Below are 5,115 nucleotides of genomic sequence, written 5' to 3' on the forward strand. Positions count from 1 at the left end.
TCGACCTGGTGGACGCGGTGGAGAGCGTGCTCGCGGGCGCGAGCGAGCGAGACGCCTACATCTTCCGCCAGCATTTCTTCCAGGACCGCGAGTACAAGGACATCGCCCGAGAGCTGGGGTGCGCCAACTCGACGGCCACATACTCGATGAAGAAGCTGCTCCCCCTGGTGAGGAAGTGCCTCAGGGAGCTCGGGTACTAGGCTGCCCGGGGACCGGAAGGGGCGGGGCCGCGCAATCCGGTGCGCGGCCCCGCCCCTCGCTTTCGTTCCGCCCGCCTCTCCGTCAGTCGTCCTCGTGCGCGGAGCCGACGCGGCAGCATGCGTACGCCGTGACGGTGCAGGCGCCCATGAGCATGCCGATGCAGAACAGCGCGGCGCTGGCCATCTACCCCACCTCCCTCGCGAGCACGACCGTCCGGGAGTTGGCGGTCTGGTAGCTGCACGTCGCGAACGCCCAGGCCCGCTCGACGCCTCCGGGGCGCTCGAGCACGACCTCGCACCTGCCGAGCCTCTCGTCGAGGTAGGCCTGCAGGTCGGCGGCGCCCCCGAACTCGGTGCGCACGCCCTCCCTGTCCGCGTCCACGACGTCCGTGGCAAAGACCTCAAGCTCGACGGCCCGCTCCCTCGTGTAGATGAGGATCGTGCGATGCTCCTCGGCGAATTCCCGATCGGCGTACCGCTCCAGCGGTCCGAACATCGTGCCGTCCGACATGTGATGCCCGTACACGACGACGAGCGGGCTGAGCACCCCTTCGGCGCAGCCGGCGTCGATGTAGGGGGTTCCCCACGCCGAGCGGCTGCCGTTCATGTCGTGGGCCAGGTAGAAGTCCGGGTCCGAGGCGTCGCCCTGGACGATGGGGTAGTCGACGGTGGTCCCCGGGACGCGAACCCAGGCGACGACGGAGTCCGGCAGCGCGTTCCAGTCGACGAGGGCGGGCTCCTCCTCAGGCGCGGGCACGCCCGCCTCCGCCTCCACGAGGGGCACCTCGGCGACCTCGTAGGGGATGGTCTCCCTCGTGTACGACGCGACGAGGAACGCGAAGATCGCCGCCGCTGCCGCGAGGCAGCCTACTGCCACTACGGACATCCTTCTCATCTCTCCTCCCTTGGCGAGACGCCCCTCCCGGCCGTCGGTCGGGAGGGGTGCGGCTTTTCAGCCTTGGTGCTACTCGGCTTCCTCGTTCTTTCTGCGGCCCGCCCTCATGCGGGAGCGGATAGCGAGGGTCGCGCCGCCGACGGATGCGACCACCAGCAGCGTGACGGCGCCCGCGACGAGCGGATCGACCCCGGTGGGCGCGTCGGCCCCAGTCTTGGCATAGGGCGCCTCCGGCGCCTCGGGGGTCTCCGGGTTGTCCACGACGACCGTCTGGCCTTCGTCCTCGAGGTCCTGGTGCACCGCGGCGACGTTCCCGCTCGCGTCGAGCACCTCCTCGAACGCCACGAGGGCGGCACCCTCCTCGAGCCGGGAGGCGTCGAACTCGAAGGCCACCTCGACGGTCCCCTCGGAGCTCTCCGCCGTGAACTCGGCGGCGGCGGTCACGGGGTTGCCCTCCGCGTCCTCAAGCGGCATGCCGGTGGCCTTGTCCATGATGGTGCCGTGGGCGGTGTAGGTCTCGCCCGCGACGAGCCCCTTATACTCGACCGTGTCCACGACGCTGACCGTCCCGTTCTCGACCATGTGGTCGCCGTCGGCGGAGTCGACGAGCTCGGTGCCGATCTCACACGCCGTGACCGACTGGCCCTCGTCCTCGATGTCCTCGTGCGCCGCGAGGACGGTGCCCTCGGCGTCGAGCAGTCTCTCGAACGCCACCAGGCGGTGCCCGCCGTACCCCGTGCTGTCGAAGGAGAGTTCGACCGTCTGGGTGCCCTCGGCTGCCTCGGGCGCGAACTCGGCGGTCGCGGCCACGGGGCTGCCGTCGGCGCCCGTCAGCGGCTCGCCCGTCTCGGCGTCCATGAGCGTCGCCTCGAGCGTGTAGGTCTCGCCCGGAGTCAGGCCCTCGAAGGAGACCTCGTCGGCGATTGCGGCCTCGGGGCCCGTCACGAGCTTGTCGCCGTCCGCGGCGTCCGTGGCCGTGGTGCCGATGTCGACGAAGTGAATCGTCTGGCCCTCGTCTTCGATGTCGGCGTGGGCGGCCACCTCGACGCCGTCCCTGACGAGGCTCTCGAAGGCCACGACGTCCTCGCCCGCGAGCAGGCTAGCGTCGAAGGTGAACTTGATGTCGACAGATCCGTTGGTGTTGTTCGCCGTGAACTCCTTGGTTGCGGTCACGGGGTTGCCCTCGGCGTCGAGCAGCGGCTCGCCGGTGGACTTGACCATGAGCGTGCCGGTGAGGGCGTAGGTGCCGCCGAACTCGAGGTTCTCGTAGTAGACGGTGTCCACGATCGTCACCTGCCCGCCCGCCTGGGCGATCTGGTCGCCGTCGGCGGCGTCGGTTGCCTGCGTCCCGATCTTCGGCCCTTCCCGGTCGTCGAGGGACATCCACACGGGCTTGACCGCGGTGCTGTCGCGCTCGACCCAGAAGGTGCGGGTGACGAGCTCGTAGCCCTCGTTGGTGTCGCTGCGGAGCTCCTCCAGGGTGTACTGGCCGTAGGGGAGGGCGGCGAGTGCGTCGTCAACCTCCGCCTCAGACCCGTCCTCGCCGAGGGAGAACCAGACGCCGGCCGACGGGTCCATCATGTCCGCCGTGATGGACTCGGCCTCGAGCAGCACGTCGTTGCCGTTGGTGTTCGCGCTGTGCGCGTTCCAGCTGCTGGCGCTCGAGAAGTCGCCGTTGCGGTCGGTGACGATCACGTGCGCCTCCCCGGTGGAGACGTTGGTCATCTTGAACGCGACCTGGAGGGCGGCGTTGGTGTCCTCGGCCATCTTGGACAGCTCGATGTCGTTGCGCACGACCTGGTCGCGGAACTCGAGCGCCGCGCCGTCCCTCGAGACGCTCACGACCTCGCCGTCGGTCCGCACCTCGAAGGTGCGGGGCTCGCCGTCGGTGAGCAGATAGGAGCCGTTGGTCGCGGTCTCTCGGACGGTGTAGGTGCCGTAGGGCAGCGCGTCGGGCGCGGTCTCGGCCGTGTAGGCCTGGGCGTCATCGTTCCAGTGCGTGGAGATGGTCATGACGTCGTCGCCGACGTGGAACCACTCGCCTCCCACCATGACGCCGTGCTCGCTCGCGTTGGCGATGGTGAACTCGATTCCGGAGAGCGTGGAGCCGGTCCCCAGCGCATCGTGGGCGTTGCCGCCCAGCGCCTCGGAGGCCCCGAGCTCGATGTCGGCCTTCACGACCTGCACGCCGCCCGCGGCGACCTCGTTGAGCTCGCCCCCGTCGAGGAGGAACTCGCTGACCTCGCCGTCCTCGCGCACCTGGAACTCCTTCTCGACCGCGCCTTCGGGCGTGTAGCCCTCGGGGGCCTTCGTCTCGCGCAGCAGGTAGGTGCCGTACGGGAGCAGCCGGTCGGCGGTCCGCGCCACGTAGGCGTCGAGGTTGGCGTCGTACTCGGTGGCGATGGTGACGACGGGGTCGCCCGGGGCGAACGTCTCGCCGTCCCCGATCGAGCCGTCCCCGTCCAGGTCGGCGCAGATGCGCCCGGTGCTCGCGTTGTAGACGGTGAACTCGGCGCCCGCCAGCGTGGCGTCGCCCTGGGCGTAGTTGTAGTAGGCGCCGTCGCCGCCGGTGTCGCCCTCGTCGAAGAGCAGGGCGTCGCCCTTCGCGACCGCCACTCCGCCCAGCGCCGGGGTCTGCACGTAGCCGAGCGAGCCGTCGAGGGCGTTGGAGAACGTCGCCTGCGTGCTCGTGGGGGAGTCCTGGCCCGATGCGGTCACCTCGATGGTCTGCGTGGCGTCCTCGGGAATCACGCACCCCTGGGGCGCCTCGACCTCGGTGACGCGGTACGTGCCGAGCTGCAGCACGTACATGCCGTCCACGACGTCCAGCGGGTCTCCCTCCACGAAGGCGCCGTCGTCCACCCTCATGGAGACCCTGCCGTCGGGGCCGGCCTGGTAGACGCCGGACTTGCCGTTGGGGTAGTCGATGCGGAACTTCGCGCCCCCGAACGAGGCGTCGCCCTCGGGGGTCGTCTCTCCGTCGCGCGCGAGCTTGACGACGGAGACGTCGATGGGGAAGTACTGCTTCTCCTCCACGGAGGACACGGTCGCGTCATCGTCGAGCACGACGCGCTGGACGCTCGGGTCGAGCGCGTAGCCCGCCGGTGCCCTCGTCTCCTTCACCCAGTACGTGCCAGGGTCGAGCCCCTCGGCGGTGCCGGAGTAGCCGGACCCATTGGCGGACACAGTGATGCTGGCCGCCTTGTCGGTGCACGCCTCGTCGCGGTACACGCCGTACTCCGCGCCCTCGAGGCTCGCGGCGTACTTCCCGTTGCCCTCGGTGGCCAGCGCGATGGCGTCGCCGGCGCTCTTGTCCACGGTCAGGTCGAAGCCGTGGGACACGGTGGCCTTCGCGTAGTAGAGGTCGCCCACCACCTTGCCCTCGATGGGGCCGATCTTGCAGACCGGCGGGGTGGCGTGGAACATCAGGTCCTCGCCGTTGCCCTCGCCCCAGTAGATGCCCACGTGGCTGGCCCCGCCCCCGAGGGGCACCTCGCCGGCGGACTTTGCCCACACGAACAGGATGTCGCCCTTGGCGGGCTTGCTCGCGAGCAGGTCCTCCTTGCTGCCGAATACCTGCACGTCGCAGTTCGCGAACGCCCAGGTGAAGAGCGTCTCGGTGTTGGGCAGGCAGTTGTCGTCGGAGTGGCGCGGCTGCATGTCGTAGCGCAGCGCCGAGTCAGCGACGCCCGCCTCGTTGATGAGCGCGTAGCTCACGAACGTCGAGCAGTCCATGCCGAGGCCGGGGCCCGCCTCGCGGTCGTCCATGGTGTAGGGCGTACCCAGGTACCTGTCCTGGTGGGCCTCGAGGTTGGCGACGAACGCCTCGGGGTCGAAGCCGAGCTTCTCGGCGAGGGTGACGCCTCTGCCGGACTCGTACGCCGGCTCGGCCGCCAGTGCGGGCGAGGCGCTCGACAGCAGCGTCGCCGCTGCCAGGAGCAGCGCGAGGGCGCATCTCAGGATCTTCTCGGGCGCGCGCGCCCGTGTCTTCTCGTCCATCTTATCCTCCGTTCCGTCCTA

3 protein-coding genes are annotated in these 5,115 nt (G+C 69.9%); 1 reads left to right on the forward strand and 2 read right to left on the reverse strand.

The features are described from left to right. On the forward strand, positions 1–200 hold a 200-nt coding region (locus HMPREF1023_RS01075; RefSeq protein WP_198006007.1), incomplete at its 5' end, for a hypothetical protein. Positions 201–384: 184 nt separating this feature from the next. Here HMPREF1023_RS01075 and HMPREF1023_RS01080 read toward each other — a convergent pair. Beyond that, positions 385–1,095: a class B sortase gene (locus HMPREF1023_RS01080; protein ID WP_229040801.1), complete on the reverse strand. Its 711-nt coding sequence runs from the start codon at positions 1,093–1,095 to the stop codon at positions 385–387. A 69-nt stretch (positions 1,096–1,164) separates the two neighbouring features. Next, positions 1,165–5,094, reverse strand: a complete 3,930-nt coding sequence (locus HMPREF1023_RS15355) for a VaFE repeat-containing surface-anchored protein (protein WP_009304280.1) — start codon at positions 5,092–5,094, stop codon at positions 1,165–1,167. Between the last annotated feature and the right edge of the window lie 21 nt (positions 5,095–5,115).

The sequence above is a fragment of the Eggerthella sp. 1_3_56FAA genome, assembly GCF_000185625.1.
GTDB classification, from domain to species: Bacteria; Actinomycetota; Coriobacteriia; order Coriobacteriales; family Eggerthellaceae; genus Eggerthella; species Eggerthella lenta.